The organism is Actinomyces sp. Z16 (genome assembly GCF_003111765.1).
Lineage (GTDB): Bacteria > Actinomycetota > Actinomycetes > Actinomycetales > Actinomycetaceae > Actinomyces > Actinomyces glycerinitolerans.
Genome location: NZ_CP027862.1, coordinates 145,358 through 171,825, shown reverse-complemented (window position 1 = coordinate 171,825; position 26,468 = coordinate 145,358). Strand labels below are relative to the sequence as shown.

General features: G+C 68.7%; 17 protein-coding genes and 2 pseudogenes. 12 read left to right on the top strand and 7 right to left on the bottom strand.

Features of this window, described 5'->3' with window-relative positions; all coding sequences use genetic code 11:
• The first annotated feature begins 35 nt into the window (after nt 1–35).
• The 5 genes from C3B71_RS00710 (at nt 36) to C3B71_RS00690 (ending at nt 7,663) form a co-directional block, all read left to right on the top strand.
• Nucleotides 36–3,176 carry a glycoside hydrolase family 2 TIM barrel-domain containing protein gene (locus tag C3B71_RS00710; RefSeq protein ID WP_108965418.1) on the top strand — a complete coding sequence of 1,047 codons (3,141 nt, stop codon included), beginning with the start codon at nt 36–38 and terminating at the stop codon, nt 3,174–3,176.
• Nucleotides 3,176–4,615, top strand: a complete 1,440-nt coding sequence (locus C3B71_RS00705) for an MFS transporter (RefSeq protein WP_108965415.1) — start codon at nt 3,176–3,178, stop codon at nt 4,613–4,615. Before C3B71_RS00710 ends, C3B71_RS00705 begins: the two co-directional genes overlap by 1 nt.
• 222 nt (nt 4,616–4,837) lie before the next feature.
• On the top strand, nt 4,838–5,575 hold the full coding sequence (locus C3B71_RS00700) for a hypothetical protein (RefSeq protein ID WP_073329447.1): 738 nt from the start codon (nt 4,838–4,840) through the stop codon (nt 5,573–5,575).
• 271 nt (nt 5,576–5,846) lie between these two features.
• Nucleotides 5,847–6,755 (top strand): fructose bisphosphate aldolase, encoded by a 909-nt coding sequence (locus C3B71_RS00695; protein ID WP_108965413.1) that lies wholly within the window; start codon nt 5,847–5,849, stop codon nt 6,753–6,755.
• A 26-nt stretch (nt 6,756–6,781) separates the two neighbouring features.
• Nucleotides 6,782–7,663, top strand: a complete 882-nt coding sequence (locus tag C3B71_RS00690; RefSeq protein WP_396027136.1) for a fructosamine kinase family protein — start codon at nt 6,782–6,784, stop codon at nt 7,661–7,663.
• Between the two features lie 140 nt (nt 7,664–7,803).
• On the opposite strand, the gene C3B71_RS00685 is transcribed toward C3B71_RS00690, so the two are convergent.
• The 4 genes from C3B71_RS00685 to C3B71_RS00670 form a co-directional block, all read right to left on the bottom strand.
• Nucleotides 7,804–8,676 (bottom strand): DUF5926 family protein, encoded by an 873-nt coding sequence (locus tag C3B71_RS00685; protein WP_108965411.1) that lies wholly within the window; start codon nt 8,674–8,676, stop codon nt 7,804–7,806.
• 141 nt (nt 8,677–8,817) lie between these two features.
• Entirely contained in the window at nt 8,818–10,503 is a 1,686-nt protein-coding gene (locus C3B71_RS00680) for a DUF5129 domain-containing protein (protein ID WP_108969377.1), read from the bottom strand.
• 41 nt (nt 10,504–10,544) lie between these two features.
• On the bottom strand, nt 10,545–12,179 hold the full coding sequence (locus C3B71_RS00675; RefSeq protein WP_234415995.1) for a DUF5129 domain-containing protein: 1,635 nt from the start codon (nt 12,177–12,179) through the stop codon (nt 10,545–10,547).
• A 510-nt stretch (nt 12,180–12,689) separates the two neighbouring features.
• Nucleotides 12,690–13,724: a LacI family DNA-binding transcriptional regulator gene (locus C3B71_RS00670; protein ID WP_181574851.1), complete on the bottom strand. Its 1,035-nt coding sequence runs from the start codon at nt 13,722–13,724 to the stop codon at nt 12,690–12,692.
• A 104-nt stretch (nt 13,725–13,828) separates the two neighbouring features.
• Here C3B71_RS00670 and C3B71_RS00665 point away from each other — a divergent pair, with 104 nt between their 5' ends.
• From C3B71_RS00665 to C3B71_RS00655, 3 genes are all read left to right on the top strand, one after another.
• Nucleotides 13,829–16,936 (top strand): glycoside hydrolase family 2 TIM barrel-domain containing protein, encoded by a 3,108-nt coding sequence (locus tag C3B71_RS00665; RefSeq protein WP_108965408.1) that lies wholly within the window; start codon nt 13,829–13,831, stop codon nt 16,934–16,936.
• Between the two features lie 4 nt (nt 16,937–16,940).
• Nucleotides 16,941–17,411: a hypothetical protein gene (locus tag C3B71_RS00660; protein ID WP_108965406.1), complete on the top strand. Its 471-nt coding sequence runs from the start codon at nt 16,941–16,943 to the stop codon at nt 17,409–17,411.
• A 217-nt stretch (nt 17,412–17,628) separates the two neighbouring features.
• Complete coding sequence (locus C3B71_RS00655; RefSeq protein ID WP_073329421.1) at nt 17,629–19,119, top strand: amino acid permease; 1,491 nt, start codon at nt 17,629–17,631, stop codon at nt 19,117–19,119.
• A gap of 695 nt (nt 19,120–19,814) precedes the next feature.
• On the opposite strand, the gene C3B71_RS00650 is transcribed toward C3B71_RS00655, so the two are convergent.
• A complete protein-coding gene (locus tag C3B71_RS00650) occupies nt 19,815–20,405 on the bottom strand; it encodes a TetR/AcrR family transcriptional regulator (RefSeq protein ID WP_108965404.1) in 591 nt (196 codons plus the stop codon).
• Between the two features lie 274 nt (nt 20,406–20,679).
• Between C3B71_RS00650 and C3B71_RS00645 the strand changes: the two genes are divergently transcribed.
• From C3B71_RS00645 to C3B71_RS16255, 3 genes and pseudogenes are all read left to right on the top strand, one after another.
• Complete coding sequence (locus C3B71_RS00645; RefSeq protein WP_108965402.1) at nt 20,680–21,636, top strand: aldo/keto reductase; 957 nt, start codon at nt 20,680–20,682, stop codon at nt 21,634–21,636.
• A gap of 55 nt (nt 21,637–21,691) precedes the next feature.
• The gene (locus C3B71_RS00640; RefSeq protein WP_108965400.1) at nt 21,692–22,111 is read left to right on the top strand and encodes a nuclear transport factor 2 family protein; all 420 of its coding nucleotides are present in this window, start codon (nt 21,692–21,694) and stop codon (nt 22,109–22,111) included.
• A pseudogene (locus C3B71_RS16255) lies at nt 22,087–23,118 on the top strand (aldo/keto reductase). The gene C3B71_RS00640 and the pseudogene C3B71_RS16255 overlap by 25 nt, the downstream one beginning before the upstream one ends.
• 614 nt (nt 23,119–23,732) lie before the next feature.
• Here C3B71_RS16255 and C3B71_RS00630 read toward each other — a convergent pair.
• Nucleotides 23,733–25,454, bottom strand: coding sequence for an ATP-binding protein (locus C3B71_RS00630; protein ID WP_108965398.1), 1,722 nt, complete (start codon nt 25,452–25,454; stop codon nt 23,733–23,735).
• Nucleotides 25,455–25,580: 126 nt separating this feature from the next.
• A complete protein-coding gene (locus tag C3B71_RS15680) occupies nt 25,581–25,742 on the bottom strand; it encodes a hypothetical protein (RefSeq protein ID WP_159097592.1) in 162 nt (53 codons plus the stop codon).
• Between the two features lie 291 nt (nt 25,743–26,033).
• On the opposite strand from C3B71_RS15680, the pseudogene C3B71_RS00620 reads away from it, so the two are divergent.
• Nucleotides 26,034–26,453: pseudogene (locus C3B71_RS00620) on the top strand (TIGR02391 family protein); the annotation flags it as partial.
• Nucleotides 26,454–26,468 lie beyond the last annotated feature (15 nt).

Sequence of the window (26,468 nt, the reverse complement as noted above, 5' to 3'; positions counted from 1 at the left end):
CGCCCGGTCCGCTACCGCACACAGGAGAGTCAACGATGATCCTTCCCGGGCACCACGAGGACCTCACCGTCCTGCACGAGGGCACCCTCCCCCACCGCGCCTACTACGTCCCCGCCTCCGCGCCCACCCACGGTGCGCCCTGGCAGCGAGAGACCTCAGACCGCTTTCAGCTGCTCAACGGCGACTGGGCCTTCGCCTACTACCCGGGCCCATACGCCGTACCCGAGGACTTCTGGGCGCCAGCGGCCCCCACCACCGACCTGGCTCGCATCCCGGTCCCCTCCAGCTGGCAGCACCAGGGATACGACCACCACCAGTACACGAACTACCGCTACCCCATCCCCCTGGACCCGCCCTATGTTCCGCAGGACAACCCCTGCGGCACCTACCTGCTCGACTTCGAGCACGCCGCCCCGGCCGCGGCGCCGTGCACCCACCTGGTGTTCGAGGGCGTCGACTCCTGCTTCTACGTGTGGCTCAACGGCCGCTATCTCGGCTACAGCCAGGTCTCCCACGCCACCAGCGAGTTCGACGTCACCGACTTCCTGATCCCGGGCACCAACCGGCTGGCCGTGCTCGTGCTCAAGTGGTGCGACGGCACCTACCTGGAGGATCAGGACAAGTTCCGCACCTCCGGCATATTCCGGGACGTCTACCTGCTGGACCGCCCGCAGGACTGCCTGTTCGACTACTCCATCACCACCGCACTCGACGACGCCGCCACCGTCACCGTCCGCGCCGGCTTCCGCGGCCAGGCGGTCCCCACTCGCCTGGAGCTGCGCGACGCCGCGGGCGCCGTCGTCGCCGACGGCGAGCTGGAACCCGCCGACACCGGCTCCCCGTACACCCACGCCGCCGCCCTGCGCGTCGCCTCCCCGCACCTGTGGTGCGCGGAGGACCCCTACCTGTACACGCTGCACCTGACCACCCCCGGAGAGGTCATCACCGAGCAGGTCGGCCTGCGCGAGGTCACCACCGCGGGCGCCGTCCTGTACGTCAACGGCGCCCCGGCCACCCTGCGCGGCGTGAACCGGCACGAGTCCGATCCGGTCACCGGGCCGACGATCGACGTAGAGCACATGCTGCGCGACCTGCGCCTGATGAAGCAGCACAACATCAATGCGGTGCGCACGGCCCACTATCCCAACGATCCGCGCTTCTACCAACTGTGCGACGCCTATGGGTTCTTCGTCATGTCCGAGGCGGACGTCGAGTCCCACGGCACCCAGGTGCGGGTGCTGGCCGACTCCTCCTGGGACAGCCAGGTGGAGCATTGGAACGAGCCCATCGCCGACAACCCCGAGTGGACCGAGCCCACCCTGGACCGGGTGCGCGCCATGGTCGAGCGGGAGAAGAACCGGCCCAGCGTCATCTCCTGGTCGGCCGGCAACGAGTGCGCCTACGGCTGCACCTTCGAGGCGGCGCTGGCCTGGATCAAGGCCGCCGACCCCACCCGGGTGACTCACTACGAGAGCGCCTTCTACCGCGACTCCAAGCGCGCCTACGACTACTCCGGCATCGACCTGTACGGGCGCATGTACCCGGGGCTGGACGAGGTGCACGCCTACCTGGACGCCGATCCGGACAAGCCCTTCCTGCTGGTGGAGTACTGCCACGCCATGGGCAACGGCCCCGGCGACCTGGAGGAGTACTGGGAGCTGATCCTCGCCGAGCCGCGCATGTGCGGCGGCTTCGTGTGGGAGTGGTGCGACCACGCCATCCGTGCCGGGACCGCCGACGACGGTCGCCCCGTCTACCTGTACGGCGGAGACAGCGGGGAGCTACTGCACGACGGGAACTTCTGCGTGGACGGTCTGGTGTCCCCCGACCGCGTCCCCCACACCGGCCTGCTGGAGCTGAAGAACGTGCAGCGGCCCGCGCGCGTGCTCGCCTTCGACGCCGACGCCGGCACCCTCACGCTGCGCAACGACCTGGACGCCACCGACCTGGCCGGCTACCTGGAGGTCCGCTACGAGGTTCGGCGTGACGGCGTCGTCGTCGACTCGGGTGAGCTGGTGCTGCCGGATTCGGTGCCGCCGCACACCGCCGTCACCATCCCCTGCGCCGCGAGGGTGCCCGAGTCCGGCCGCTGCCACCTACTGGTCTCCTACCGGCTCAAGGCCGCGGCGCCGCTGCTGGAGGCCGGGCACGAGCTGGGCTTTGACGAGGTGCCGCTGCCCAACGCCCACTCGCGCCACCACGTACTGGACCGGCTGGCCGCACTGGCCGGTGCGCCGTCGTCGGGCACGACGGCGGCCACGCCCACGGTCACGACGGCGGGCCCGACCGGGCTGGTGGTGGCCGGGGAGTCCTTCAACTATGAGTTCGACACCCGCACCGGCCTGCTCAGCCGGCTCGTCGTCGGCGGCCGCAGCCTGCTGACCCGCCCCATGGAGATCAACACCTGGCGGGCCCCCACGGACAACGACGCCGAGGTGCGCAAGGACTGGGAGACCGCCCAATACCACCGCACCACCACCCGCGCCTACCGGGTGGAGGCCGAGGAGCGCGCGGACGCCGTCGTCGTGCACACGGAGCTGTCGGTCGGGGCGCCCGCGGTGCAGCCGGTGCTGCGGGCGGCGGGCACGTGGACCATCACCCCCTCCGGGCTGATCGAGCTGGACGCGCGGGTCATGCTCGACCCGGACTTCCCGCCGCTGCCGCGCCTGGGCCTGCGCCTGTTCCTGCCGCCGTCCATGACTGCTGTCGCCTACCACGGGCTCGGCCCGCACGAGAGCTACGTGGACAAGCACCGCGCCGGCTACCACGGCACCTTCCGCAGCGACGTCGACGCCCTACACGTGCCCTACCTGCGTCCGCAGGAGGGCGGCTCCCACGCCGACTGCGATTACGTCACCGTCAGCGACGACGTCGCCTCCCTGACCGCGGCCGGTTTCGGACCACTGTCCTTCAACGCCTCCCGGTACACCCAGGAGGAGCTCACCCGCGCCCGCCACGACGTCGAGCTGCGGCCGTGCGGCGCCACGGTGCTGTGCCTGGACCGGGCCATGGCCGGGATCGGCTCCGCCTCCTGCGGCCCCGCCCTGCGGGACATCTACCGGGTGGTCCCGGGGCGCCTGACCGACCTGGGCATTCGTCTCTTCCTCCTCCCATCCATCACCCCCGCCCGCGGCGATTCCGTACTCGCGGGCTCGACTCACAGCGAGGTCAACTGATGCAAGAGAAGAAGTACCTCAAGTGGTACAACAAGGTCGGATACGGCTCCGGTGACGTGGCCGGGAACGTGGTGTACGCGCTGCTGTCCGCGTTCGTCATGATCTACCTGACCGACACGGTCGGGCTGAACTCCGGCGTGATCGGCACGCTCATGATGCTGTCGAAGTTCTTCGACGGCTTCTCCGACATCCTCTTCGGCACCCTGCTGGACCGCACCCGCACCCGTATGGGCAAGGCCCGACCCTGGATGCTGTGGGGCTTCGTGGGCTGTGCGGCGATGATCATCGCCGTCTTCGCCATTCCCCCCAGCCTGGGCGAGACCGCCCAGTACGCCTGGTTCTTCATCGCCTACACGCTGCTGAACTCGGTGTTCTACACGGCCAACAACATCGCCTACTCCTCGCTGACCGCGCTGATCACCAAGAACAGCGCCGAGCGGGTGCAGATGGGCTCCATCCGCTTCATGTTCGCCTTCGGCACCAGCCTGCTGATCCAGACCTTCACGGTTAAGGGTGTGGAGCTGCTGGGTGGAGGCGCCGAGGGCTGGCGGACGATCGCCATCATCTACGCGCTCATCGGCCTGGCCGTGAACACCCTGTCGGTGATGTCCGTGCGGGAGCTGTCCCCCGAGGAGCTCGCCGACCGCTCCGACATGCCCGCCGAGGACGCCGAGCGCGCCGCGGCCGCCGACGCCGCGGCTTCAGGCGGGGCCGACGAGAAGCTGCCGTTCAAGGAGTCCATGCAGCTGCTGCTGGCCAACAAGTACTACCTGATCATCCTGGTGGTCTTCCTGATGACCCAGATCTTCACCGCCACGCTGAACATGGGCATCTACTTCATGACCTACATCCTGGGCAACGCGAACCTTTTGGGTGTGTTCGCCTGGGCCATCAACATCCCGCTGATAGCGGGCCTGCTGGCCACCCCCTGGGTGGTTTCCCGGGTGGGCGGCATGTACCGGGTGAACATCGTCGGCTACATCATCGCGGTCCTCGGGCGGCTGGGGGTGGTCGCGGCGGCCTACGCGGGCAGCCTGCCACTGATGCTGATCTGCTCCGGGATCGCCTCCATCGGTATGAGCCCACTGCAGGGCACGGTCAACGCGCTGATCGCGGAGGCCTCCGAGCACACCCTCCTGCGCTCGGGCAAGCGGATCGATGGACTGATGTTCTCCTGCACCTCGCTGGGGGTGAAGATCGGCGGCGGTCTCGGCACAGCGCTCGCGGGCTGGCTGCTGGCCGCGAGCGGTTACATCGCCAACGCGCCGGTCCAGCCCGACTCGGCGATCAACATGCTGTACTTCATGTACCTGTGGATCCCGGCGATCGTCAACGGCATCATCCTGTTCCTGCTCTCGCGGCTGGACGTGGAGCGCGCCAACGATCGTTTGCGGGAGGGCAGCGAGGTCCGGGCAAAGGCCGCGGCGGAGCCGGCATAGGGGTAGCCGCCGTCGTCGTGCCACTCAGCCTGCGATTTACGACCCCGGGGTGCGTTTCACGACCACCCCGGGGTCGTATTTCGTACCCCAAGGTCGTAAAGCGCATGAGTCGGGCCGCAAAGTGCATGCGCCGCGCCGGTTCACGGCACTGCTCCCGCGCCAACGTGCCGTCACCCAGCGCGCCTCGCCACGGTTTCGCATCGGGCCGATAACATTTGGGTCATGTTCAACTCGGCGCTCTCCCGGCAGCAAGACCTCGAGCTCCGCTACCGATCGGCAGTAGTGCGCGACTTGCTGGCCACCGGAGTACGCGTAGCGCGCAGTGGCGGCCTGTCGGAGGTCAACCGCGATTCGGTGACCACCACACTCGCGGTCGGGCTCGGCCGCCTGTACGAGATCGTCCTGGGCCTGCGCAATCTGAACCTGTACGGGCGGTGGGCGCCGCAACCGGGTGATACCGGCAGTACCTACCCGGAGACCCGCCTCGATCTGTTGTCCATGCACGACGCGGTCTTCGACTTCCTCAGCCTGGCTCCCCACGGACTCACGCGCGCCGCCGGGCGCGGACTGAGTCGGATCAACACCGATCCAGCCGTGCCGCGACTCGTGTCCGCCCTGGGCGCCTACTGGGAGCCCACGCAGGGGGGCAGGGCGAGCAGCCAGAGCACGACGGGCGCGTGGAACGGCATCGAGGACGCCGTGCGACAGACCCCGGAGGAGCACGCACCAGATCTTCTCGGTGGTCCCAACGGTGAGCCCGCCGAGTATCTGGCTTGGCGGCGTGCGGCGCGCGCCTCCCGGGACTCCGAGCAATCCTCCGCAAGCGAGCAGCTGGCTGACGCGGTGGAGGCCATCTGGTTCACGCTGGGCGCTTGCGGGCGCGACGGCGCGCTCGGACATCCGGGGGAGATCTTCGCCGCCGAGGTACTACCCGACCGCACCGTGTCGGCTGCGGCCTAGACGACGTCGCACGGCAGCCCGGCACTCCCGGCGCGCGGTGCCGGGCGCGGCAAGCCGTCGGGGTCGGCAGGGGCGGAGTCCCGGCGGACCGACTCAAACGCGGCACCACGCCGCCGCGCCGCCGGTGCCGCGCCGACCACTATTGCCCGCAATCGACTCTTTTTATGAGAACCGTTCTCGCATATAATTGTTTGTGCCCGAGCTGGCCCAGCCGCCAACGCCGCGACAACGTCGTCCCGAGCACTCGCACAATCCAGCCAGGAGGCACATCATGCCCACCCAATCGCGCCCCGACCACCGCGCCCAGATGGACCGGATCCGGCACGGCGCCGGCTTCATTGCCGCCCTCGACCAGTCCGGCGGTTCTACCCCGCGCGCGCTGAAGGCATACGGCATCGAACCCGACGCGTGGAGCAGCGAGGAGGAGATGTTCGATCTGGTCCACGCCATGCGCACCCGCGTCATGACCAGCCCCGCCTTCACCTCCGAGCGGATCCTCGCCGCCATCCTGTTCGAGCGCACCCTCGACTCCGAGGTCGAGGGCCGCCCCACTGCCGACTACCTGTGGGATGTCAAGGGCATCGTTCCCTTCCTGAAGGTGGACAAGGGCCTGGCCGAGGAGGCTCACGGCGCCCGCGTCATGAAGCCCATCCCGGGCCTGGACGACACCCTGGCCAAGGCCGTGGACAAGCATGTCTTCGGCACGAAGATGCGCTCGATCATCCTGCACGCCGACACTCAGGGCGTCGCCGCCGTCGTCGATCAGCAGTTCGAGATCGCGGAGAAGATCCTCGACGCCGGGCTCACCCCCATCATAGAGCCCGAGGTGGACATCCACGCCCCGGACAAGACCGGCATCGAGCTGCTCCTGCTCGCCTCGCTCAACGCCCACCTGGACGACCTGCCTGAAGGCCGCGATGTGGTGCTCAAGCTGACCATCCCCTCGGTGACCGACTTCTACCACGCACTCATGCGCCACCCGCGCGTCGCCCGTGTGGCCGCCCTGTCCGGCGGTTACACCCGCGCCGAGGCCGTCCGGCGCCTGGCCCGCAACCGCGGCCTGATCGCCAGCTTCTCCCGCGCCCTGCTGGAGGGGCTGGACGTCTCGCAGACCCAGGCGGAGTTCGACGCCGCTCTGGAGGCCTCGATCGCCGAGGTGTACCGAGCCTCGACCACCTGAGCGCGACCGCGTGGAATGCTGGGCGGGTGAGTATCCGACCCGTATTCCGCAAGCAGGACGATCTGCCCGGCGCCACCCGTCTAGAGGCGCAGGGACTGGCCTGGCTCGGCCAGGCCATGGCCGACGGCGGCGCGTGCGTGGTGCCCGCGCGCGTCGGCGACGGCTGGCTGGAGGAGCCGCGGCTCACCGATTCTCGGGTGACACCGGCGGCGGCCGAGGCCTTCGGGCGGGCTCTGGCCGTCACCCACGCCGCCGGGGCGCCGGCCTTCGGGTGCGCCCCGCCCGGCTGGGACGGGCGCACCCAGATGGGGCGCAGCAACATCCGTCTGCGCCCGCACACGGCCGAGTCCGGCACGCCGCGCCGCTGGGGTGAGTTCTACGCCGCGGACCGCATCGCCCCCTACATCCGGCCGGGTCGGGATGCGGGCACGCTCTCCGCCGCCGATGCCGCCCTGCTGGAGCGGGTCTGCGCACGCCTGGCCGACGGCGACTTCGACTCCGCCCAGCCCCGCCTCACCCGCCGCGCCGCCGCCGAGCGGGGCGACGCCGTCGCCGTGGCGCGTACGCACGGCGACCTGTGGACCGGCAACGTCTTGTGGGTGCCGACGGCGGAAGTGGCCGACTGGGCTCCCGCCGGCGCGGACCGCGGGGCGGGCGGAACCGTGGGCGTGCTCATCGACCCGCTCACCCAGGGTGCGCATGGGGAGACCGACCTGGCGGCCTTGGGCGTGTTCGGGCAGCCGTATCTGGAGCGGATCGTGGCCGGCTACAACGAGGTCTCACCACTGGCGGATGGCTGGCGCGAGCGCGTGGGGCTGCACCAGTTGCACCTGCTGATGATTCACGTGTTCCTGTTCGGGGGCGGCTACGGGCCCCAGGCGATGGCACTCGCCCGCCGCTACGCCTGACCCGACGCCGGGCCTCGGCGCAAGCGCTGACGCCCAGTCGTCGCGGCTCTGGGCACCCCGCCGCAGGCTCGTGAGCGCCGTCGGCCGTTGCGGCCGGCCCTCACGACGGCGGGGCGTCCGGCCGGCGGGGCGCCCTCGCCCTACAGGTTCACCTGGCGGGAGATGATGCCGGCCTTGGCGCGGCGGGCCTCGGCGTCGAGCGGGGCGCCGTCGGTGAGGGCGGCCTCGAGCCGCTGCGCCATGGCCCGCATGGGCTCGGTGAGTTCTTCGGCCTCGGTGCCGGGCACGAGCTCCCACACGGGGATGGCCAGGCCGCAGGCGCGGAAGGCGCCGAGGAAGCGGGCGCCCTCCTCCAGGTCGGACTCGCGGGCGGCGTGGATGCGGGCGAAGGCGTTGAAGAAGGCGTCCTCGTCCTCGCCGCGCACCCAGCGGACGAACTCCTTGCCGTTCATGCGGCACCAGTAGGCGTGCTCGACGCCGGGCACCGGCACGGTGGGGGCGATCCCCTCCTTGGCGTCCTCCACGATCCGGAGCGCCTCGGGTTCCTCGGCCTGCTCGGCGGTGAGCCAGAAGTCGAAGGACTCGCGCACGTCGATGCTGGGGGTGAAGTCGGGGTCGAGGATGTCCTGGAGGCGCTCACCCGGCTCGGGCAGGCCGCTGGGCGCGAGGCCGGTGCCGGGTTCGAGATCGAGCGCCTCCAGCAGGGCGGCGGCCACGTCTCGGCTGGCGTCCCCGGAGCGGACGGTGCTCTGCATGGCCACGAGCACCCGGCCGTCGGCGCGCTTGAGGGAGCGGGCCAGTTCGGGCAGGAGCGTTACCAGCTGGACCTCCTGGCCGCCGTGGTCGGCGTCCAGGCGCACCGTCATGGAGGCGGCGGGGATGATCTGCATCATCGCCACCAGGTCCGGCTCGGCGGGCAGCCCGGCGAAGGGGCGAGCCACGAAGGGGATCTGCTGCTTCTTGGCGGCCTTGCGGTCGCCGTCGCGACGCCGCTGGCGGTTCTTCTTCGACATGCGCGCCAGCCTACCGGGTGGGACCAGCCACGGGTGGCCGACCCCGGCGGGCCGAGGCAACCGCCGGTCGCCGAGTGTGCCTGCGCCAAAGGCGGCCGGCTCCACGCGCCCCCGGCCGACCGCACAGCGCCGTCGTTCGCCTCAGAAGTGAGAGCTGGAGCCGGAACCGGAGAAGCTGCCGCCGCCGAAGCCGCTCGAGGAGCCGGACCCGCCGGAGGAGGAACTGGACGAGGGGGATGCGATATTGCTGTAGCCGGTGACCAGGCCGTCGACGGGCCGGGAGAACAGCGGCACCGCGCCGACGCCGGAGGCGCCGGACCCCGAGTACGGCCAGTTCGCGCCGTACGCCCCCGCGTCATGGGCACCTGATCGGCGCACAGCCGCGTCGTACAGGCCCGGGGCGTCCAGGCCCACCGACTTGGAGTTGATGCGGATGGTGGTGGCCAGGTCGTAGTGGTGGCGCTCGCTGCGCGCCGAGGAGGACCACCAGCCCTGATAGTCGGCGCTCTCGCCGGCGTACTTGCCTTGCGCGTAGTCCTTCTCATAGCGGGCCAGCCGCTTGCGGCCCGTACTGGAGGTGTCCGCCGCCAGCGCCCGCCAGGCCAGGTCGCCGCAGCGGTGGTGAACGTCCAAGTCCATGGCGTCGAGCTCGTCCAGGGCCGCCAACGGCGTCAGGGCCCCGGAGACCAGCTCGCTCGTCATGGCCGCCAGCCGGTCACGGCGTTCCCGGACCAGATCGCGTTCCGGCGCGACATCGAAACTCACCTTGGCCCGTTGCGTGCTGAAGGCGACGGAGGCGCACAGCGCGGCGTAGGAGCCGAGATCCTCGCGCACCGGCCCCTGCTCGTTCTCCCACACCTCCTCCCAGCCGGGGCCCAGGGTGAGGAAGGTAGAGGCCGCGGCGATGACGTCGTCGAGCTGGTCCAGTTCCTTCGCCCTGTCCTCCAACTCCGCGGCATCCCTGAAGCAGCCCAGGGCGAACCACTGAGCCCCACGGGGCTCGCCGAACTCACGGAACAGACGCACCAACTGCACGTACCGTTCCTCGAACCAGGCGAAGCGGGCGAGCACCTGGGCGCCGTATGCGTTGTCGGCGGGGACGGTGCCGGCACGGATCTGGGTGGCGTCGTAGTCCGCGGTTACTTGGGCGAAGCACCGCCGGGCCTGCCGCAGGGAATCGCGCGCCGCGTTGCGGCAGAAGAAGATCAGTCCCAGCAGGGCGAGGGCGGCGGCAATGCTCAGGCAGGTCACGAGTACCGCCGCCCGCGCCGAGGTGATGGGTTTGCCGAGCGATTCGGCGGTGCGCTGGGCCATGGCCTCCAGGCCGGCCTCCCACTGCGACATGCGGAAGGAGCCCCTCGCGGCGTCCTGGATCTTTCCCTCGGTGTACTTGCCGACCTTGACGTCCTCGCCGAAGTAGCAGCCGACCCACCGCCCCTGCGGGGACACCGCGAGGATCACCAGCCCGTCGGCCCAGACGTCGGGGTCCGCGGTGGAGATCCACGACGGCTGCCGATTCAGCGCGTAGCCGAGGACGGCGTCGTTGAAGACGGTGTCGGAGCTGGCGTAGGGGTCGACGTCGTCCGTCGTGAACACGGCCAGGCGGATGTCGCGGCGGAAGCCGACACCCTCCAGGGCGGACCGGAGGGCGGCGTCGTCGACCACCTCGGCCTCATCGTGGATCTCTACCGCCGGTGTGTGCGTAGCGCCGAAGGGTGCCGCGATGTACAGCGGGACCACCAGGCCCAGCACCACGACGATCAAGAACTTACCGGCGAGCGCGATGACGGCGCGCAGGCCGCCCCAACGGACGATCAGATCGGACACGGGCACCCCCGGGATTGCTGACCGCGCACTGCTGGTCTCGCTCAGAAGCGGGAGGAGGAGCCGGAGCCGTGGAAGCTGCTGTGACTGCTGTGACCGCCGCTGAAGTGGCTGGAGGAGCCGGAGCCGTGGTAACCGCTACTGCTGGAGGCGGGAGTGTAGGTGGACGCCCTGCTGTAACCGGTGACCAGGCTGGCGACCGGACGGGAGAACTGCGGCACCGGGCCGGTGCCGGAGGAGGACAGGCCCGGGGCGCGCAGGCCCGGAGACTTGGAGTTGATGCGGATGGTGGTGGCGGGGTTGTAGTGCATGCGACCACTGCGGGCGCTCCACCAGCCCAGGTAGTCGGGGCCGCTGTTGCGGTAGGCGCTCGACCGGCGACTGTACTCGTAACGGCCTAGCCGTTCCCGGCCCAGACGGGAGGTATCCGCTGCCAGGGCACGCCGGGCCAGGCTGTCGCAGCGGCTGTGCACGCCCGCGGCAATCGTGTCCAGTTCGTTCAGTGCCGCCGAGGGCGTCAGCGTTCGTTGTGCCAACTCAACCGTCATAGCCGCCAGGCGGTCGCGTCGCTTCTGTATCCAGGCGCGGTCGGTTTCGACGTCGAAGCTCACGTGGGCGAGCCGGGTCCTGTTGACAACGGCGGTGCACAGGGCCGCGTAGGAGGCGAGATCCTCGTGCACCGGCCCCTGCTCGTTCTCCCACACCTTCTCCCAACCCAGGCCGAGGGTGAGGAAGGTGGAGGCGGCGGCGATGACGTCGTCGACCCTGTCGAGTTCCTTGGCGCTGGCGGCCAGCTTCTGGGCGCGCCGTCGACGGCTGCTCATGAACCACTGGGCGCCGCGCGGGGAGCCGAAGTCGCTGAATAGACGCACCAGTCCCGCGTAGCGCTCCTCGAACCAGGCGAAGCGGGCCAGCACCTGGGCGCCGTGGGCATCGTCGGCGGGGATGGTGCCGGCACGGATCTGGGTGGCGTCGTAGTCGGTGGTGATCTGCGTGAAGTGACGGCGGGCCTGCTTGTAGGCGTCGCGCGCCTCGCGGCGGGACCAGAACATCCACGCCAGCAGCGCAAGGGCGGCGGCCAGGCTCACAAACGCCACGAGCAGCGCCACCTCCGTGGAAGGGATCGGCCTGCCGACAAAGTCGGCGGTGCGCTGCGCCATGGTCTCCAGGCCGACGTCCCAGCGCGCCAGGCGGAAGGAGCTCTTCGCGGCGTCCTGGATCTTCTGCTGAGTGCGCAGGTCGACCTTGACGTCCTCGCCGAAGTAGCAGCCGACCCACCGCCCCTGCGGGGACACGGCGAGGATCACCAGGCCGTCGGCCCAGACGTCGGGGTCCGCGGTGGAGATCCACGACGGCTGCTCTTTCAGGGCATAGTCGAGGACGGCGTCGTTGAAGACGGTGTCGGAGCTGGCGTAGGGGTCGACGTCGTCCGTCGTGAACACGGCCAGGCGGATGTCGCGGCGGAAGCCGATGTCCTCCAGGGTGGTCTGGAGGGCGGCGTCGTCGAGCACCTCGGCCTCGTCATGGATCTCTACCGCCGGGGTGTGCGTGGCACCGAAGGGGTCCAGTGCGTACAGCGGCACGATCACACCGAGCACGATGATGAGCAGAGACTTGATGGTAAAGGCGGCGACGGCGCGCAGGCCGCCCCAGCGGACGATCAGGTCGGACACGGGCACCTCCGGAGCATTCTTGCAGAACAGTAACGGCTCGGGCGCGGCCGGGGCCATGGGGAGCGCTGCCCGCGCCGCGGCAGGGAGGCTCGCGCCTGCTACGAGCTTTTGCACCCTGGTGTGCGGGTATTTGCCATACACCAGGGTGCAAAACGTCGCAGCAGAGGGCAAAGGTTCGCAGCACACCCGCCCAGCACCGGGGATACCCACGGGACGTGCACCGGCGTCGGCGCCGGACGGCCGAACTTCCCCGTGTTTTCCAAGGTCTGTCGGGGGTGATCGTCCAGGCGGGGCGGGTTATATGAGTCCTGCCGCCGGACGGTGCGGGTCGCGAGGGTTGGGGAGCCCGCTGACCGACCCACCACCGAGGACAGGCCGGGTACATGGGAGCCCGCGCCGTTCCGCTCCGGCGAAGGAGGCGTGAGCCACCGGGATGTGGGAACCCCGGGGAGGCTCCCCTCGACGCCACGGGCCGGTGGGGCCGGGAGAGACAATCCGGCCCCACCTGGCCGGCAATCACACCGTGTCCCGCTCCACCAGGTACATGTCCATGACCACCGTCTGGGCTTCCACGCCGTCAATCATGTCCACCGCCATCTCGGCGGCGCGCTTCCCCTCCTCCCGCAGCGGCTGATGCACCGTGGTGATCGCCGGCTCATACTGAGCTGCCAGGGGGTGATCGTCGAATCCGACCACCGACACCTCGCCGGGCACCTCCCGTCCGGCCTCCCGCAGGGCCTCGATGACCCCGACCGCGATGCGGTCCGATCCCGCCAGTACTGCGTCGAAACCGATGCCGCGGGCGAGAATCTCACGCATGGCCCGATGCCCGCTGAGTTGGTCCCAGCCGGTGTGGACAACCCGCTCATCGCCCAGGCGGGAGCCGAGTACGCGCCGGTAGCCGCGGATACGGTCGACGGAGGCAGGGTTGTCGGCCGGACCCATGACGCTGACGGGCGCTTCTCGTCCCACCTCCTCCAGCGCCCGGGCGGCCAGGGCGGCGCCTATGACGTCGTCGGAGTAGACCGTGGAGAAGACCCCCCGGTAGGGATCCCCCTCCAACTGGCCGCACAGCACCACCGGCACCGACAGTTCGGCGAGTCGGTCCAGCAACTCACGGCCCGCATAAGGGGTGATGACGATGACGGCGTCCACGGCGCCCCGCCCGACATGCTCAAGCACACGTTCACGCTCCGCAGGCGTGGCCGCCTCCAGGATCATCGGCAGGTTGGGCCCGTCCGCGAGTCGCGAGACGATCCCATCGCACAGGCGCGCATAGGTGGGGTCGGTGAACAGTTCGGCGAAGGGGTCGGTGAACAGCAGGGCGATCGCCTCCGAGCGGCCCACAGCCAGCGCTCGCCCCCGCCGGTTGACGACGAAGCCCGTCTGCTCCACGGCTCGCATGACGCGCTCGCGCGTAGCCGGCTTGCACTTGGGAGAACCGTTCAGCGCGCGCGAAACCGTCGACGGCGCCACGCCCGCGGCGCGGGCGACGTCGGCGATGGTCACGCGCCTGCCCGGAGAAGTCACGGACTCATCTTGCTCGAACATATCGATTCTTGCATCCCACTTGCGTTCCGTGCAACGTACCCCTACATTGTGGAACCGCTTCCACAAAAGCGTGGAAGCGGTTCCATCGTCAAAGGAGCACGTCAATGGTGCATGCGAATGACTGGGAGAACCCGGGTCTGCCCCATCGGCACCGTCTGCCGGCACGGGCCTACTTCTTCGGATACGACTCCCCCGAGGCGGCCGCCACCCGGGACCGGGCACGTTCCCGGGGATTCACGGACCTGAGCGGTCTGTGGTTCTTCCGCCTGTTCGACTCCCCCCGCCGGGTGCGCGCCGAACACCTGGCCGTACCCCACCCCGAATGGGGGCGGGTGCGCGTCCCTCACCTGTGGCAGGTGGACGGACACGGTCCACTGCAGTACACCGACGAGGGCTTCCCCTTTCCGGTCAGGCAGCCGGAAGTCCCCTCGCACAATCCGACGGGCGTGTACCAGCGCGAACTGCTCCGACCCGTCCTGGCCCCGGGCGAGCAGGCGGTGCTGCGCCTGGACGGGGTCGACTCCTACGCGGAGATCTACCTCAACGGCGCCTTCGTCGGCATGACCAAGGGATCCCGGCTCAGCGCCGAGTTCGACGTGACCGAGCTGCTGACCCGGCGCGCCAACCTGCTGACCGTCAAGGTCCTCCAGTTCAGCGACGGCACCTATGTGGAGGACCAGGACATGTGGTGGGCGTCGGGGATCTTCCGCGACGTCTACCTGATGGTCCGCCCGGCCGCGCGGCTGGAGGACTTCCACGTCACCACCCGCCTGAGCGACGACGGCGGCGCGGAGGTGACGGTGGCGGTGCGCACCCGCGCCGCCCGCAACGTCCGCCTGACCCTTACCGGCCCGGACGGGACGCCGCTGCATGGCACGGCCACCGACGCCGCCCCCTGCGTCCTGCACGTGCCCATTGCGCTCACCTGGAGCCCGGAGTCCCCCGCCCTGTACGACCTGGTCATGTCTGTGCACGACGCCGACGGCACCGTCGCCGAGACCGTACCGCACCGCCTGGGCCTTGCCGAAGTGAGCATCGAGGACGGCCGCCTACTGCTCAACGGCACCTATTTCAAGATGCGTGGGGTCAACCGGCACGACCATGACGACCGCCGCGGCCGGGCCGTCGGCATGGCACGGGTGCGCCGGGACCTGGAGCTGATGAAGCTGCACAACATCAATGCGGTGCGCACCTCCCACTACCCCAACGACCCGCGCTTCTACGAGATGTGCGACGAGCTGGGCCTGCTGGTGATGGCCGAGACCGACCTGGAGACCCACGGCTTCGAGAACACCGGCGACATCGCCCGCATCACCGACGATCCCGCCTGGGAGCCGACCTTCGTGGACCGCATCGAGCGGCTGGTGATCCAGGAGCGCAACCACGCCTGCATTGTGGCCTGGTCACTGGGCAATGAGTCCGGCTTCGGCTGCAATATCCGCGCCATGTACGCCCGCTGCAAGCAGCTGGATGCGCGGCCGGTACACTACGAGGAGGACCGGGACGCCGAATGCGTGGACCTGGTCTCCACCATGTACTCGCGCGTGTCGCAGATGAACGACTTCGGCGAGCACCCGCACCCCAAGCCGCGCATCCTGTGCGAGTACGGCCACGCCATGGGCAACGGCCCCGGCGGCCTGGCGGAGTATCAGAGGGTCATCGACCGCTGGGACTCCATCCAGGGCCAGTTCATCTGGGAGTGGTGCGACCAGGGGCTGGTGGCCCAGACCGCGGACGGCCGCGAGTACCACTCCTATGGCGGCGATCACGGCGACTACCCGCATAACTCCAACTTCTGCATCGACGGGCTCGTCTTCCCCTGGCAGGAGCCGAGCCCGGGCCTGGCCGAGTACAAGCAGGTGATCTGCCCGATCGGCGTGGTTTGGGAGGAGGGCGAGCTGCGGGTGCGCAACGGCCGGTTCTTCACCGACGCCTCCGACGTGGTCCTGGACCTGGAGCGGGTCGTCGACGGCGTCGCCGAGCCGCTGGGTCGTCTCGCGCCGGGGCCGCTGGCACCGCAGCAGGAGATGCGCCAGGTCCTGCCGGTGGATGTCGAGGCGGGGCGTCTGACCCACCTGCGGGTGCGTGTGCGCTCCACAGCCCGCCCGCCCTGGGCGCCAGAGGGATATGAGCTGGGCGTGTACCAGTTCGTCGTCGCCGACGACGCCGGCCCCGACGCCGCGGTTCACCTGCGCCGGGCCGCCTCCCGCATGGAGGTGCGCGCCCAGGGGGACGAGTTCGTCATCTTCGGAGTGGAGCAGGAGCTCCGCTTCGACATCGTTACCGGCGCCCTGACCTCCTGGGTGCGCGGCGGCAGACGGGTGCTGGCGGCGCCGCCCGCCGTCGGCTTCTGGACGCCGCTGATCGACAACCACCAGCAGGAGTTCGATGCGCTGTGGTCCGGCCGCCACGTGCAGTTGATGCAGACCTTCACCCGGTCGGTGGTGCTGCGGCGGGAGGGGGACGCCGTTGTCGTGGAGGTGGCGCAAATCATCGGTCCGCCCGCGCAGGCGCTGGGCTTCGAGGTGGACCTGAGCTACACGGTCACCGGCTCCACGGTGAGCGTCGGCGCCGTCGGTCGCGCCTGGGGCGACTACCACGACATCATTCCGCGCATCGGCCTCACCTTGGAGGCCCCCGGCTACGCCCGGACGGTCGAGTGGCTGGGGCTGGGCCCGGGTGAGAACTACCCCGACTCCCGCACGGCCGCCGTCGTGGGCCGCTGGAGCGCCGCCGTGGAGGAGATGCAGACCCCCTACGTGGTGCCGCAGGACTGCGCCAACCGGGGCGGGGTGCGCTGGCTGACGCTCACCGACACCAACGGCGCGGGCCTGGCCTTGGCCCGCACCCCGCTGCCTGGCGCCTGCGAGCCGCCGGAGGACTTCGACTTCTCGGTGTGGCCTTGGACATGCCAAGACATCGACGCCGCCCGCCACCGTACCGATCTGGTGCCCCGGGAGAACGTGACCGTCAACGTCAACCACCGTGTACTCGGGCTCGGATCCAACTCGTGGGGCTCGGAGGTGCTGGAGGCCTACCGGACCCGGTTGGAGGACTTCTCCTTCGCCTTCGACCTGATCCCCCTGGACGGCGGCGACGCCGACGGGGTGGCTCCAACCGGAGGGGCCGGCGAGTCCGCATCCGGCCTGCCCGGGACGGGCACAGCAACCGAGTCCTCCACAACCCCCGCAACCCCCGGAACAGGAGCGTGAACCGATGCGGCTCTTCCCCGATCTCGACTCACTCGCCCGCGAGCGCGGCGCCGTCAAGAAGTGGCGGCGGGTCTGCCAGGCGATCGACCACCTACCGGCAATCCGGCCCGCAGTGGCGTACTCGGTGGGCGACTCCCTGACCTACTGGAGGGACTCGGCCGCCCACCTGCTGGCCGCCTGGGACGCCGGTGACGGCCTGGTCACCTCGCGCCGCTACCTGAACGTGCTGCACGCCGTCGACGCCGATCTGACCGTGCAGGTGGCGCCGGTCGCCGTCGCCCCCGTGCGCACCCCCTATGACGACCTCACCGACCGGGAGGTGCACGAGGCCGCCGAGACGCTGCGCACGGTGACCGTGCCCGCCGGGGGGATCGGCGTGGTCGACGTCTCCGAGGCGTTCCGGCTGCTTCCCGGCAGCGGCGAGGCCGCCATCATCCGCGTCACCGTCGAGGAGGCCTCCTTCCCCAACAAGTAACCGAACCGAGGCGCCGTCGGCGCCGTGCATCCACCGTCCTATCAACCGCAAACCCCACGCTTTTCCTGCGGCGCGGCTCCGGCCGCGACCTCCTGGTCACGCCGACGGCCCGGACGCCGCGGCGAGGGGACACCTCCTCGTCGTCGCCAGTGGACCCGCCTGAGACGCGAGTAACGCCGTGGGGCCGCACTTATCCACATGAACAAGGGACTGCACCATGTCTTCGTCTTCTGAAACTCGGGCGCGGATCGGCCAGTTCGCGCTGCTGACCATGACGGTCTCCGCCGTCTTCAACATCCGCAACGTCATCAACAACAACGTTGCGATCGGCCTGGCCTCGGCGCCGGCCTTCTTCCTGGCCACGCTGCTGTACTTCGTTCCGTTCACCCTCATCATCGCCGAGTTCGTGGCCATGAACCGCTCCTCGGAGTCCGGCGTCTACCAGTGGGTGAAGACCTCCATGGGCGGGCGCTGGGCCTTCATGACGGCGTTCTGCTACTGGTTCGTCAACCTGTTCTACTTTGCCTCCCTGCTGCCGTTGATCCTGGTGTTCACCTCCTACCTGCTCACCGGCGGGGACAGGGAGATGTCACCGTGGCTGATCACGGTGCTGTCGATCGCGATCTTCGCGGTGGCCACCTGGGTGTCCACCAAGGGCGCGAAGTGGATCGGCACCGTCACCTCGATCGGCGCGTCGGCGGTGCTGGCGCTCACGGGCGTGTTCATCGTCGCCTCACTGGCGGCCCTGATCGGCGGAGTGGAACCGGCCTCCCCCATTACGCTGCGGGCACTGCGTCCGGACACATCCTCCTTCGCCACCACCTGGGCGTTCTTGGGGACATTGGCCTGGATCATCCAGGGCGTGGGCGGCGCGGAGTCGGTGGGCGTGTTCCTCAACGACCTGCGCGGCGGCGTGAAGGCATTCGTACGCACGATCGTGGCCGCCGGGCTGATGATCGGCCTGCTGTACGCGGTGGCCTCGCTGCTGATGAACGTGTTCGTCCCGACGGGCGGCCTGGACTACTCCAACGGCCTGTTCGTGGTGATGGGGGCGGTCGGCGAGCACTTCGGGGTGCCGGCGGCGCTCACCTTCCGGGTGGTGGGGCTGGTGCTGCTCGCGGCCACGCTCGGCTCGCTGCTGATGTGGACCTCGACGCCGGTGAAGATCTTCTTCTCCGAGATCCCCCGGGGCGTGTTCGGAGGGAAGCTCGTCGAGCTCAATGAGCAGGGCATTCCGTGGCGGGCGGCCTGGCTGCAGTTCGCCATCGTGGTGCCGATCCTGATCATCCCGGCGCTGGGATCGAGCAACATCGACGACCTGCTGGGCATCGTCATCAACATGACCGCGGCCACGGCGCTCATCCCGCCGCTGCTGATCCTGCTGGCCTACCTGGTGCTGCGCCTGCGTTACGACGCCGCGCCCCGGGAGTTCCGCATGGGCTCGCGGCCGGTGGGGCTGGCGGTGGCGGTGTTCCTGCTGGCCGTGTTCGCCTTCGTGTTCATCGCCGGCACGACGCCGCTGGATCAGCCGCTGTGGCTGACGCTGGTGTACAACGTGGGCGGCGTGGTCGTGTTCCTCGGTCTGGCACTGGCCTGGTACCAGCGCTACATCAACCGGCTGCGGGGCCGCGATCCGCGGGCGGCCCGCTCCGAGCTGGCGCCGTCGTCCAGCACGCGTGAGCAGGAGGCCGCGAACCGGAGGTCATAAGTGGACGACGGCGGGAACACTGCCGCCGCCGGCCTATGACACGGTCTCATGGCTCTACCACGAGCTTTTGCACCCTGGTGCACGGCAATTCGCCGTGCACCAGGGTGCAAAACATCGCAACAGAGGGCAAAGGCTCGCAGCACGCCCGCCCAAGCACGCCCACCCAGCACCACGGGGCGACCCACGGGACCATTACACCAGGACCGACCCCGGACGGCCGAGCTTCCCCGGACTTTCTCAGGGGGGTTGGGGGTGATCGTCCAGGCGGGACGAGTTACATGGTTCCTGCCGCCGGACGGTGCGGGTCGCGAGGGTTGGGGACCCCGAAGACCGAACCGCCACCGAGAACCAGGCCGGGTACATGGGAGCCCGCCCCGGTACGCTCCGGCGCAGGAGGCAGAGCCCCCGGGGATGTGGGAACCCCCGGACGCGGCCACCTCACCGCCAAGGCCGGTGGGGCCGGGAGAGACAACCCGACCCCACCGGCCAGACCATGCCCGCGCACACCCGGCACGTCAGCTACGCCCTCACCCCCACCGGTCGAACCACGCGGGGGCTGCGCAGGCCCCCGCGGTCGCGGTCGCAGAGGTGACCACCGCATCAGCGCTTGAAGTGAGGGTGTCACTGCATAAAGTGAGGACGTCTGTGACGTGAGTGACGGCGGGGCCAGGGCGTCGTCGCGGCACCAGCGCCGGTCACTTGCGGCCGGACGCCCCCGACGACTCCAAGGTGAGCGCATCGCTCCCCTGGCACACCAGCCTGGCCGCCGTTTCGGCCGCCCGCGGCAGGGGGATGGCCTTGCCGTCGGCCACCCAGGCGCGGTACATCGCCAGCCCGGCCTGCGATACGTAGGCGTAGAGCAGGTGCCAGAGCTCCGGGGTGAAGCCCGCGGGCACGTTCTCCGCATGCTCGCCGCTGGCGTCGTCCTGCAGCTGCCGCCGTATCCCGTCCCAGGCCGGGTCGCAGGTGATGACGTCGTAGAGCTCGTCCTGCTCGGCCCCGAAGTAGAAGAGTTCGCGGGTCATCTGAGCGAAGTCGGAGGCTCCTCCCAGGTGCACCGTGCGCTCGCGCCAGGCCGAGGCGTAGGCGGACATGACCTCGGCCAGCAGGTCGTCGAGCGTCTCGTAGTAGCGGTAGAAGGTCTTCTTGTTGATGCGTGCCCGCTCGCACAGGGCCTTGACGGTGATGGACCCGTAGCCGCCCTGAAGCATCATGGCGCGGAACGTGCGGTCGATGGCCTCGAGTGTCTTGGTGACGCGCAGGTCCTTGGCGGGGGTGGTGCGCACGGTCTTCCTTTCACGAGATATGCAACTCGGGCCGCATCGGGGTTGCTTAAGCCACCTTCTCGGCGGAGTCGTCCATTGTCGCCGACACGCGCCCTTCGTAGGATAAGTAACGCGAGTTGCAAAACACAGTGTACGGCGTGGTCGTCCGCACCAATCACGCCGCACCGGAGATGCCGCCCCCGCGGCGTGGCGAGCCGCCTCGTCGCCGCCCGCGGCGTCGTCGCACTCGCGGAACACCACTCAAAAGCAAGAGGACACCAAGAGGAGACATGGCATGAACACGCGCCGGATCGGCGAGCTGACCGTCTCCGAGGTGGGCATGGGCTGCATGGCCTTCAGCCACGGATACGGCCGCATCCCGCCCGAGCAGTACAGTCTCGAGGCCATCCGCGGCGCCTACGAGCACGGCTGCACCTTCTTCGACACCGCGGAGATCTACAGCCCCGGACTGTCCGGCGTCGGGCACAACGAGCGCATCGTGGGGCGTGCGCTGGAAGAGGTGCGCGACGACGTCGTGCTGGCCACCAAGCTGTTTGCCTCGGGCGGGCGGGGCTCCGTCTACGGGGAGATCCGCTCCCACCTGGAGGCCTCGCTGGAGCGCTTGCGCACCGACTATGTGGACCTGTACTACCTGCATCGCCTGGGCTCCACGCCGGTGGAACAGGTCGCCGAGGCCATGGGTCGGCTGGCCCAGGAGGGCCTGATCCGGGGCTGGGGGCTGTCGCAGGTGGACGTCGACGTGATCCGCCGCGCCCACGGGGCGTATCCGCTCACGGCCGTGCAGAACATCTACTCGATGGTGGAGCGCGACGTGGAGGCGGAGGTGCTGCCCTACTGCGAGGAGCACGGCATCGGCCTGGTGGCGTTCAGCCCCGTGGCGAGCGGGCTCCTGTCCGGCAAGGTCACCGAGAACACCGAGTTCGAGTCCTTCGACGACGTGCGCACCTGGGTGCCGCAGCTGTCCCGGCGCAACCTCCGCGGCAATCGACCCATCGTGGAGCTGGTGAGCCGCTACGCCCGGGCGAAGGGCGCCACCCCGGCGCAGATCAGCCTGGCGTGGATGCTGCACAAGTGGTCCTGCTCGGTGCCCATCCCCGGCTCGAAGAACAAGGAACGCATCATCGAAAACCTGGGTGCAAGCCGGGTGGAGCTGACCGACGCGGAGTTCCGGGACCTCGACGCCGAACTCGGCACGCTGCGGGTGCACGGACACCGCGGCTTCAGACGATGAACCGGCGGCAACGGGCCGGGAGGCAAACGGAGGGCAGGGTAAGGAGGACAAGGTAATGCCCGAATACGACTTCTCGGTGTTCGGCAACGTGACCATCACCGGAGCGGACCTGAATGCCATGAGCGCGCAGGAGCTGTCCGTGCTCCACCGGCAGGCCCAGTACTGCCAGGCCATGACTGAGGCCGATATCGACACCATGCGGGAGATCGTGTCCGCGGACATGACCTTCACCCATATGAGCGGCAGGCGGCAAAGCCGTGAGGAGTACTTCGCCGACGTCGCCGACGGCCGCCTGAACTACTTCACCATCGGCATCGAGGACCCGCGGGTCCGGGTGGCGGGCGACACCGCAACGATCACCTTCACGTCCGTCCTGAACGCGAACGCCTACGGCGCCAGGGGGACCTTCCGCATGGCCGGCTCACACCACTACCGCAGGAGGGGAGAGGAATGGATCGCCGTCAACGCAGGCTGAGTTCATCTGCCGCGCGGCCGGGAGGCCTGGCCGCGATCCTCCTGCTGCTGTGCCTGGCGCTCGCCGGATGCAGCGCCACAGGCGGAGGCGGAAGCGGGGCCGAGACCGAAAGCGGTGACGCCGGCGGTGTAGTTGTTGGCGCCTCCCCGCAGGGCCCGGCCGTGTCCGGCTCCCCCGTCTTCGACTTCGACGCCCGGACCGTCACCCTGAACAGCGGCTACGAGATGCCGATCCTGGGCCTGGGCACCTTCTCCCTGTCGGACGAGGAGGCGGCGGACTCGACCTATTGGGCCCTCAAGGCGGGATTCCGGCTGATCGACACCGCGCGGATCTACGGCAACGAGACCGGCGTCGGCAGGGGCCTGCAGCGGGCCATCGACGAGGGCGTCGTCGCCCGCGAGGACGTGTTCATCACGACCAAAATATGGACCACCGACTACGACGACGCCGACGCGGCGATCAACACCTCCCTGGAGCGGCTCGGCGTCGACTACATCGATTTGATGATCCTGCACCACAGTCAGCCGGCGAACGACGTGGACGCCTACTAGGCGCTGGAACGCGCGGTGGGGGACGGTCGGCTGCGGTCGATCGGCCTGTCGAACTATTACGAGCCGGAGGACTTCGACCGGCTCGTGGAGGCGACCAGCATCCGCCCCGCACTCCTGCAGAATGAGACGCACCCGTACCACCAGAGCGGACAGATGAAGGAGCACATCGCACAGTACGGAACGGTGCTAGAAAGCTGGTTCCCTCTGGGTGGGCGCGGCAATACCCAGACGCTCTTCGACGACGAGACGATCAGCGACATCGCCCGGGCGCATGGCAAGTCCGCCGCGCAGATCATCATCCGCTGGCACCTGCAGGTCGGCAATGTCTGCATCCCCGGCTCCTCCAACCAGCAGCACATCAACGAGGACTACGACGTGTGGGACTTCGAGCTGACGGAGGCGGAGATGGCGCGGATGGCGGCGCTTGAGCGCGATGCGCGGTTCTCGAACTACTGAGTGGCGCCGCGGAAAGGCCGCACAGCGATTACGGGAACCACAGGATGTCGGCGCGCCCGGCGTCGACTGCGCGCCGGCCTGCTGAGAACGCAGCGGTGAAAGAGGCTCTTCGTGTTTGGGGGTGTGGTGGTGGGTGCCGGCGGGTCTGCCACTGTGAGGGTGCGTGCGGGGTCTGGGTCCGGACTGGATTCAGGCCGAGCCAGTATGCGAGATTGCTATGGGGTCTGGCGCTCCAGGAGGACGACGGGCAGCGGGAGCGGGGCCGACGGCGTCTTGGTGCCCATGGCCGGGGTCGTCTGCTACGCCGGTTCGTGCTCTACTACGCCGGTTAGGTGTTTGCTGAAGGGCTATGGAGTCTTCAACAGAGGGCTAACCGGCGTAGTAGACGCCGAAGAGGCGTTCCCAACACCCCCACGGCTCCGCAGTCCTAGCATTTCGGCTCCGCGCTCCCAGCACCTCCGGGCCGCGCCACCGCGGAGGCCCGCACCGCCAACCGCCAAACTCTCAAACACGAAGAGCCGGGAAACCCCGGACGCGGCCACCTCACCGCCAAGGCCGGTGGGGCCGGGAGAGACAACCCGACCCCACCGGCCAGCGCGAACCTTGGGCGACTGTCACCCGCCTGCAAGCAGGTACTTACGGCTGCGGCTCGTAGGCGGCGCCGTCGCGACCACCAGGCCACGCTCGACGAGTTCTCGCAGCACCGGCCGAAGCGCAGTGAGCGTCTTACCGGTGGCCTTTGCCACATCCCGAATGGAAAGAGCTTCGTCCGCACTCAGGACGGCAAGGATCTCCCACTCAGCTCCCGTCTTCTCAACGCTCCTTGTCTGATCGGCGATCGCATAGGGGCCGTCATTCATGCCCACCAGGAGACCGTCGGCCACAAGCTGCGCGAGAACACCACGGCAGTCGTCAGAGTCGAGTCCCAGGTTGTCGCGCAGATCGACCACACTCACGGTTCCATTCCGTCTGGCCAGGGCGAGCGCGGCCTCGTGGTTGCGAGAGAAGCCGGATCGCCCGGGCAGCGTTCCCAGCCATTCCTCCGTCTCCGGATCCATGAGGCCGAAGCGATCAAGGCGAACGACTACGTGGTCGATCGTCGATGTGCTGTAGTCAGGAGTGGGCAGGCCGTGAGCACGCATCTCGTTGACCATGCGAACGACCCCCGACCCTTGGTTCTCGCAGACCGTGGAGCGGTTGTCAGGCATGGGTACTACCGTAAGCAGGCGGGCCAAGTCCTCGTTTCGGGACGCAGAGTGACCATCGGTGACGTTCTCCTTGGTGCGATCGCCCCAGAAGCCGCCGGGGTTGATGACCTCTACGCGATCGAGGTACACGTTGACAGCAACCTGTTGCCCGGTGACGAAGCGGGAGTAGTCGCGGTGCATGACCGCGTTGGCAATGGCCTCTCGTAGAACATCCTCCGGAATCTCGGGAACGTCAGTGCCACGGGTCCCTTCAACGATTCGACGCGTGCGCAGGTTGCGCATGACGGTGCGTACGGCATCGTCAATCGCCTGCGGCAGTGGACCATCACAGTTACGGCGATCTACGAATCTGACGGTGGGGTCCTGAGACTTGGCGGTACCAGGATGAACGGTTACATCGATGGTCAGCTGGGGATACTCCTGTTGTGGGTAAATTCCGAGAGCCAGATAGCCAGACAGGGTGGGAGTGCCGTCGGCCGTAAGAGCGTTGAGCCTCTGCAATGCAGATACGTGATCATCCGGAGCGAGCCCGGCGAGTGCACGCGAGCCGCTTGCCCGCACCCTTTCCACCGTGCGGCTCACCAGGTCCGGATCGAGATCTGCGAAGGTGTGCCCGTCAACAGGCTGGCGATCGGCATGCTCGTTGACGTTCCGCGTCCGCAGGAGGTGTACCTCGTACGTAGTCAGGCGCTTGTCCGCATCACCGACTCGCTTATAGCTTCCCCGTTCCAGGCCCTGCGCAACGACATGACAGGGCGCCGTCCTGTCCGGGGTGGCCGAGAGAGGCTCAATGCGAACCCAAACGACCTGGGCGCCATCGATCTCGGCGCGGTCGACCTGGTACTGCGGAACAGGCCTCACCTTGGGGTTGGCACGCTCTGCGTCGTCCAGGCCGGAGATGAGGGCATTCTCTATCCTCGAGGCATCGAAACCGTCGGCAGCTGTGAAGCCCAGGCTCTCGTCGAGCCCAAGGATGATCAGTCCGCCCTCCGTGTTGGCAAATGCGGATACGGAGTCCCAGATACCCTTGGGGATGTCGCGCACCGCGGCCTTGACCTCGACGCGGGCGTCATCCGCACCCAGCCGCCGGATGCGGGCGACGTGCTCCTGGAGTTCTTCGTCAGTCACGACCTCAGTGTACGTCAGTGATAGTCTCACTTTCTAGAGTGAGGGCGTCACTCTATAGAGTGAGCACCTCAGTGATGTGAGTGAGCGTGCCACTGAGAGCAGTGAGTCGTGCGCCCCGTCAATGCGTCACTCGTCCCGGTCCGCCTCGAGCGCCCGGACGATGAGCCGCACGGCCTCCTCGGGCGGCACGTGCTCCCAGATACGCAGCCCCCGGGCGTGCAGCAGGTGCCGGATCGCGAGTTCCGGCCGCGTGTCCCGATGCGTGTTGGAGCGCATGGATCTGACCACCCCCGGCGAGGATGCCCAGGAGCCCCCGGCCCGCGCCGCTCGGGTGGGTCGCGAATGGAGGGCCTGACGATCGCAGAAGCGCAAGACTCGCGGACAGCGAAGTGCCGAGATTTCAAGGAAGGACTGGACAGCGTAAATCCAGTTGGAGGAGAGCCGCTCGGCGGCCGAAACGGTACTCGAGTACGTGAGTTCTGAGGGCCTCAACCTGACGGCGGATCAGGAAGCGGCCCTGAATGAGAAAAACACTGTCTCGCACCGCCGTACACGGACTACGTTTGGCGCAGGCTCCACCACGAGATCCAGGACGCTGCGCGCGTTTTTTACGAGCGAGGTGACTATTTTCATGCGGTCGACGAGGCCGTGAAGAGATACGTTGGCGCGACAGCGACGAAATCCGAGATTCCGCGAGACGACCCTTATCGCATGCTGTCCAAGTCCTTCGGGAAGGACGGGTCGATCTCGGTATTCTCCCGACACATGAGGAACGGCGGATTCACCGAGCAGACCGCAGACAACGTCGACCGGGGCCAGCAGAATCTTTCACTCGGCGTTCTCAGCGCCTTCCGGAACACCATCGACCACGAGGAGCAGGTGGAGTTGCTCAAGACGGGCGCCCTGACTTACGAGGATTGCCTCGACGCCCTGAGCATCCTGTCGTACCTGATGAGGCGTCTGGACGGCGCGGAACGCCGCCCTGCGACAAAGGACTGATCCATTCCACGCATC

What these genes read in the sequence shown, in the direction of transcription:
- C3B71_RS00665 (WP_108965408.1), top strand. Translation starts at nt 13,829, where the DNA reads ATGGTGCATGCGAATGACTGGGAGAACCCGGGTCTGCCCCATCGGCAC.
- C3B71_RS00695 (WP_108965413.1), top strand. Translation starts at nt 5,847, where the DNA reads ATGCCCACCCAATCGCGCCCCGACCACCGCGCCCAGATGGACCGGATC.
- C3B71_RS00705 (WP_108965415.1), top strand. Translation starts at nt 3,176, where the DNA reads ATGCAAGAGAAGAAGTACCTCAAGTGGTACAACAAGGTCGGATACGGC.
- C3B71_RS00670 (WP_181574851.1), bottom strand. Translation starts at nt 13,724, where the DNA reads ATGTTCGAGCAAGATGAGTCCGTGACTTCTCCGGGCAGGCGCGTGACC.
- C3B71_RS00655 (WP_073329421.1), top strand. Translation starts at nt 17,629, where the DNA reads ATGTCTTCGTCTTCTGAAACTCGGGCGCGGATCGGCCAGTTCGCGCTG.
- C3B71_RS00645 (WP_108965402.1), top strand. Translation starts at nt 20,680, where the DNA reads ATGAACACGCGCCGGATCGGCGAGCTGACCGTCTCCGAGGTGGGCATG.
- C3B71_RS00640 (WP_108965400.1), top strand. Translation starts at nt 21,692, where the DNA reads ATGCCCGAATACGACTTCTCGGTGTTCGGCAACGTGACCATCACCGGA.
- C3B71_RS00700 (WP_073329447.1), top strand. Translation starts at nt 4,838, where the DNA reads ATGTTCAACTCGGCGCTCTCCCGGCAGCAAGACCTCGAGCTCCGCTAC.
- C3B71_RS00710 (WP_108965418.1), top strand. Translation starts at nt 36, where the DNA reads ATGATCCTTCCCGGGCACCACGAGGACCTCACCGTCCTGCACGAGGGC.
- C3B71_RS00685 (WP_108965411.1), bottom strand. Translation starts at nt 8,676, where the DNA reads ATGTCGAAGAAGAACCGCCAGCGGCGTCGCGACGGCGACCGCAAGGCC.
- C3B71_RS00660 (WP_108965406.1), top strand. Translation starts at nt 16,941, where the DNA reads ATGCGGCTCTTCCCCGATCTCGACTCACTCGCCCGCGAGCGCGGCGCC.